General features: G+C 72.7%; 3 protein-coding genes. All 3 read left to right on the forward strand.

Annotated elements, in window-relative coordinates; genetic code table 11:
• Positions 1–190 precede the first annotated feature (190 nt).
• The 3 genes from ACFWJW_RS37455 to ACFWJW_RS37465 all read left to right on the forward strand — a co-directional run bounded on the left by ACFWJW_RS37455 (position 191) and on the right by ACFWJW_RS37465 (position 5,238).
• Positions 191–1,597, forward strand: coding sequence for a hypothetical protein (locus tag ACFWJW_RS37455; RefSeq protein WP_387249843.1), 1,407 nt, complete (start codon positions 191–193; stop codon positions 1,595–1,597).
• Complete coding sequence (locus tag ACFWJW_RS37460) at positions 1,594–3,492, forward strand: AAA family ATPase (protein WP_387249846.1); 1,899 nt, start codon at positions 1,594–1,596, stop codon at positions 3,490–3,492. The genes ACFWJW_RS37455 and ACFWJW_RS37460 overlap by 4 nt, the downstream gene beginning before the upstream one ends.
• Positions 3,493–3,945: 453 nt before the next feature.
• On the forward strand, positions 3,946–5,238 hold the full coding sequence (locus ACFWJW_RS37465) for a Cmx/CmrA family chloramphenicol efflux MFS transporter (RefSeq protein ID WP_387249849.1): 1,293 nt from the start codon (positions 3,946–3,948) through the stop codon (positions 5,236–5,238).
• Positions 5,239–5,376: the final 138 nt, after the last annotated feature.

Below are 5,376 nucleotides of genomic sequence, written 5' to 3' on the forward strand. Positions count from 1 at the left end.
GTAGGCCGGCCGCCCTGCGGGGGGCCGGGCTCCGGGCCAAGCCCGGCGGCGGCGGGTGTGGCCGCCCCCATTTTGCCCGGCGGCAGCGGGCCGGTCCCGCTGCCGCCGGTTCCCTTGTGGCCCGGCCCGCCGTGCTCCGTTGTCAGTGCCTCCTGATACGAAAGGAGGCAGCTGAGAACGGGGGCGGGGCATGGCGTACGACACGACGACGGTGGGGCACCGGCCGGTGGTCGACCTGACCGACCGGCGGGCCCTGGAGGGCTGGCGGCCGGCGGCACCGGACGTGATCGCGGAGGCCCGGCGGCTCAAGGAAGCCGCACTGCTGGATTTCGGGCTGACGGAATCCGTGGTGGCGTCCTGGATCTACGCCAAGTGCCACCACCAGATCCCGACGACGGCCGTGGCGACCGCGGCCGTGGTGGCCTCCGGGGACGGCAGCTGTCCGCTGCTCTACAACCCCGATTTCTTCGTCCGACTGGGCCTGGAGGGCGTGAAGTTCGTCCTCTTCCATGAGGCGCGGCATCTGGTGCACCGCCATCTGTTCGCCGATCCCGAGCTGCGCGCGGACCCGGTCTTCACCCTCGCCGCCGAGGTCGCCATCAACCATGTCGCCCTGGTCCGGCTCGGCCGCAAGGAGCTGCCGCAGCTCGATGGCCGGCCCACGGGGGTCGACCCGCGAGAGATCCACCGCGACTACGCCGGCGATCTGACGGCCCAGGGTCTCGAACCCCTCGGCTACGACGCCTTCGTCGAGACCGACATGACCGTCTTCTCCGAGCTCAAGCGGATGCGGCAGCTGCCCGTTCCCGCGGTGCCCTGTGTGCATCTCACGGATCCGGCGACGGCGGGCGGCGATCAGCCGACCCTCGACGAGACGGTGTCCACCGCGCTGGTCAACTCCCTGCTGGCGGCGCGGCGCGGACACCCGGGCGCGGAGCGCGAGCTGCTCGATCTGATGGACCGTACGGACGGCGCCTCGGAGCATGCGAGCCGGGTGTGGGGGCGGCTGGGCGCGGGGGCGCTGCGTGGCCGGACCCCGCGGACGGGGAAGGTCGACTGGTGGCAGCGCTGGCTGGTCGATGTCCTCGCGTCCAAGCTGCGGGAGGGCGAGCGGCTGGTCTATCCGAAGAAGCGCGGCGCCCTGCTGGCCGCGCTGGGCCACGATCCGATGCTGTCGCGGCGCGGCCCGGTGCGGGAGAAGCACCTCGTGATCGCGTACGACACCTCGGGATCGATGCCCGCCGCGGTGGTCGACTGGCTGACGGAGCTGGTGGGCTCGATCGACGGGGTGGCCGCCCACTGGCTGTCGTTCGACGGGGTGGTGATGCCGTTCCGCCCCGGGGAGAAGGTGTACGGCGGCGGGGGCACGAGCTTCCAGGCGGTGGCCGACTACGTCGAGGGCCGCACGGCGGTCGACGGCCGCCGTTTCGAGGAGATACCGGACGCCGTGGTGATGCTCACCGACGGCTACGCCCCGCACCTCACCCCCGCCGAGCCGGACAAATGGATCTGGCTGATCACGGCGGGCGGCGACGACTGGCCCGACCACCACACCCCGCCGATGGCCTGCCACCGTGTGACGACAGGAGACCGATGAGCACGACCACGCCGACCGCGGCACCTCTGGGGACCGCGGCGAGCGCGCAGCCCCCGCCGCTCCGCCCCGCGGGATGGCGGCCCAGCGCCACCTACCCCGAGCCCCCGGAGGGCTGGACGGGGGTGTCCCGGCTGGAGTCCTTCATCGACGCGATGATCGACATGGGTCAGACCGGCCAGATCTTCGGCGAGCACGGTATCGGCAAGACGGCGACCTTCTTCTCCCACCTGCCCGCGGCGTACCCCGACGCCGAGCTGGTCTTCGTGCCGGCCGCCAATCTCACCCCGGACGATCTGCTCGCCAACGCGCCGGTGCGCGACGCCGGGACCGGCGAACTGGTGCTGCGGCAGCTGGTGATGAGCCAGTTGCGGCCCGGCAAGCCGTTCGTGCTGCTGATCGACGACTCGCTCCAGGCGGGTGCCACGATCCAGTCACAGCTGATGCAGATCGCCTGCAACTGGACGCTGGGCGAGTACGACCTGCGGGAGCTGGGCTGCATCGGCGTCTTCCTGACGGACAACGAATCGCTGGCGGAGACGGCGGCCCGGCGCAGCGATCTGGCCGTCCTGGACCGCATGGTGACGATCCGGATCACCGCCAACGACACGTCCTGGCGGCAGCAGCTGGCGGCGAAGTACCGCGACTGGAATCTGCGCGAGGTCTTCACCCTCTGGGCCACCCTCGCCCCGGCCCTGCGTGAGCTGCTCTCCCCGCGCACCCTCGACCACATCCTGGCCAATGCCCGGGAGGGCTTCCCGCTGCGCTGGGGACTGCCGCTGGTCAACGGCGAGCGGCTGCGGCTGGCCGAGCAGAAGGACAACGGCAGGCCGGGCAAGGACCGTACGACCGAGGTGCTGGACCGGATCGCGGCGGCGGTGGGCGCCGACAACCCCGCCGCCGTCCCCGATCCGGTGCGGGCCGTGGTGCGGGCGGCGCTGCGCAACCGCTGGTCGGTGCTGTTGCAGGGGCCGCCCGGGTGCGGCAAGACGGAGCTGGTCCGCGAGACCGTCCGTGAGGGCCTCGACGGGCGCGAGCCGCTGTATTTCTCGATGCCGGTGACCAATGTCGAAGACCTCTGCGCACCGATCCCGACCACCGACGGCTCGCTGGACAACCTCCTGGCCGGTGCGTTCCTGGGTCCGGAGCCGAAGGCGATCGTCTGGGACGAGTACAACCGCCCCAAGGACAAGGCGGCGTTCGCCAAGCTGATGGAGATCACTCAGGAGTGGTCCCTGGCGGGGCGCCGGATCGAGAACCTGCGGGCGCAGATCGCGGTGCAGAATCCGCCGTACCACCTCGGCCGCAAGCTCCTGGTCGCCCGGAACAACATCGCGCAGGCGACCCGCTTCACCGTCTCACTGACCGTCGAGCCGGGCGACATCCCGGCCAACGAGTGGCTGATCGCGAAGTACGGTGCGGTCGCCGAGACGGTCCTGGAGTGGTGGAAGCACGACATCGACGAGGACGGCCGGGCCTGGATCACCAAGCGCACCCTGGAACGGCTGATCAAACTCCACCAGCGCGGGCTGCCGTTGGAGATGGGCACGGTCTATCTCGGTGACGGCGAATACGCTCCGGTCTCGTTGACCGCCCTCCTCGACCGGCTCAGCAACCGCCCGGTCACCGGCCTGCGCGAGCTGGCCCAGGAGGTCGACGCCTGGGAGGCGCGGCTGCGGACGGCGGCGCGTGCGTCGAGCGAGGGCTCGAACGACAGCGATCTGGTCCACCAGGTCCTGGCCAACGCGGAGTTGTCACAGCTGAAGCAGCATCAGGCGGTGGTGGCCAGGCTGGTGGCCCTGCTCCCGCCGAAGCTGCGTTCCACCTATCTGGTGGGCGCGTCGAGCGAGGTCCAGCGCTTCTGGATCGAGGTCTTCGCGCTGATACCCCGCGGCTGAGCGGCCGGGCGAGGCGGTCGGCGGTGGCGACGCCGACCGCCGTCGCCGACCGCCTGCGCCGGCTGCCGTCGCCGCATGGCGTGGACGGGCCAATGTGCGGGACGGGGCCGAATTGCGTGGACGGGGGCCGAACGGCTCGACTAATCTGCCCGCATGTCCAGCCCCGAGGCGTCAAGACGCTAGCCACCGGCCGTCCGGTGGCTCCTTGCACGGTCTCGCGGTCGCGCCGTCGCCTCCTCGTCGCGCGCCACCCGGCACGTCGCCCTGCCACCGGATCGCCGCAGTACGGGCTTCTTTCTACCTGACGTTGCGTCATTTCCCGGACGCCCCAGGTCCTTTCGCGCGGTAGCCACGCGTGCCCGGCCGGACGGTCGCTCCCTTCACGTCCGCACGGACACCGCCGCGTCTGCCGTCGCGCCGTGCCGATCCACCCTGTGGCTGTGGAGTGTTGCTGTGCCCTTCGTTCTCTATCTGCTCGGCCTTGCGGTCTTCGCCCAAGGCACCTCCGAGTTCATGCTGTCCGGCCTCCTTCCGGACATCGCCCGTGATCTGGATGTCTCGCTCTCCGCCGCGGGAGCGCTGACCTCGGCCTTCGCCGTGGGGATGGTGATCGGCGCGCCGCTGCTGGCGCTGCTGAGCCTGCGCTGGCCCCGGCGTCGCGCCCTGCTGGCCTTCCTGGTCACCTTCCTGCTCGTCCATGTCCTCGGGGCGGTCACCCCCAACTACGGAGTCCTGCTGGCCACCCGGGTCGTCGCGGCGCTGGCCAACGCGGGGTTCCTGGCGGTGGCCCTGACGACCGCGACCTCGATGGTCGCCCGCGACGCCAAGGGCCGCGCCACCTCCGTCCTGCTCGGGGGCACCACCATGGCGTGTGTCGCGGGCGTGCCCGCCGGTGCGCTGCTCGGTGAGCTGTGGGGCTGGCGCTCGGCGTTCTGGGCGGTGGCGCTGGTCTCGGTGCCCGCCGTCCTCGCGATCCTGTGGTCGGTACCGTCCGGCCCCGCCGCGCGGCCCGTCGCGGGTGGCCGGCCGGTACGGCCCGTCGCGGGCGGCCCACGCGCCGGCGCGGAACTGCGGGCCCTGCGCAGCCCCCGGCTCGTGGTGCTGCTGCTCCTCGGCGCCCTGGTGAACGGCGCGACCTTCTGCGCCTTCACCTATCTCGCGCCGCTGGTCACCGAGGTGACCGGACTCGGCGCCGGCTGGGTGCCCGCCCTGCTGGCGCTCTTCGGCCTGGGGTCGTTCGCCGGGGTCAGCGGGGCCGGGCGCCTGGCCGACGCCCGCCCCCTGCGCCTCCTGGCGCTCGGCGGACCGGTCCTGCTCGCCGGCTGGACCGCGACGGCGCTCACCGCCGGGAGCCCCGTGGCCGTGCCGGTGCTCCTCTTCGTCCAGGGGGCGCTGTCGTTCGCCGTCGGCTCCACCCTCGTCTCACAGGTCCTCTACGCGGCGACCGGGGCTCCGACCCTGGGCGGCGGGTTCGCCACGGCGGCGCTCAACGTGGGCGCGGCGCTCGGCCCCTGGTGCGGCGGCGCCGCGCTCACGGCGGGGCTCGGCTACCGCTCGCCGCTGTGGGTGAGCGCCCTTCTGACGGCGCTCGCCCTCGTGCTCGGGGGCCTGGCCCGCGTGACCCGGCGCGGGCCGGCCACCGCCCCGCGCCGGGCGACCCGGGTGGCCCGGCCGACCCGTACGAACGGCTCCGCGCCCCGTCCCACGGCAGCGGGCGAACCGGCGGACGGCCGCCCGGTGCGGTGAGCCACGGCCGGCTCTTCCGTGACAGCCCGGAGCTGAGGGGACGGCGCATGCCACTAGGGGGTGTCCGCAAAGTCCCGCCTGGCTCGCGGCGTCTGGCACGCACGCTCACTGCGTTGTCGGGGTCGTCCCGGTACACCC

The sequence above is a fragment of the Streptomyces sp. NPDC127097 genome, assembly GCF_042724075.1.
Classification (GTDB): Bacteria; Actinomycetota; Actinomycetes; order Streptomycetales; family Streptomycetaceae; genus Streptomyces.

What these genes read in the sequence shown, in the direction of transcription:
- ACFWJW_RS37460 (WP_387249846.1), top strand. Translation starts at nt 1,594, where the DNA reads ATGAGCACGACCACGCCGACCGCGGCACCTCTGGGGACCGCGGCGAGC.
- ACFWJW_RS37455 (WP_387249843.1), top strand. Translation starts at nt 191, where the DNA reads ATGGCGTACGACACGACGACGGTGGGGCACCGGCCGGTGGTCGACCTG.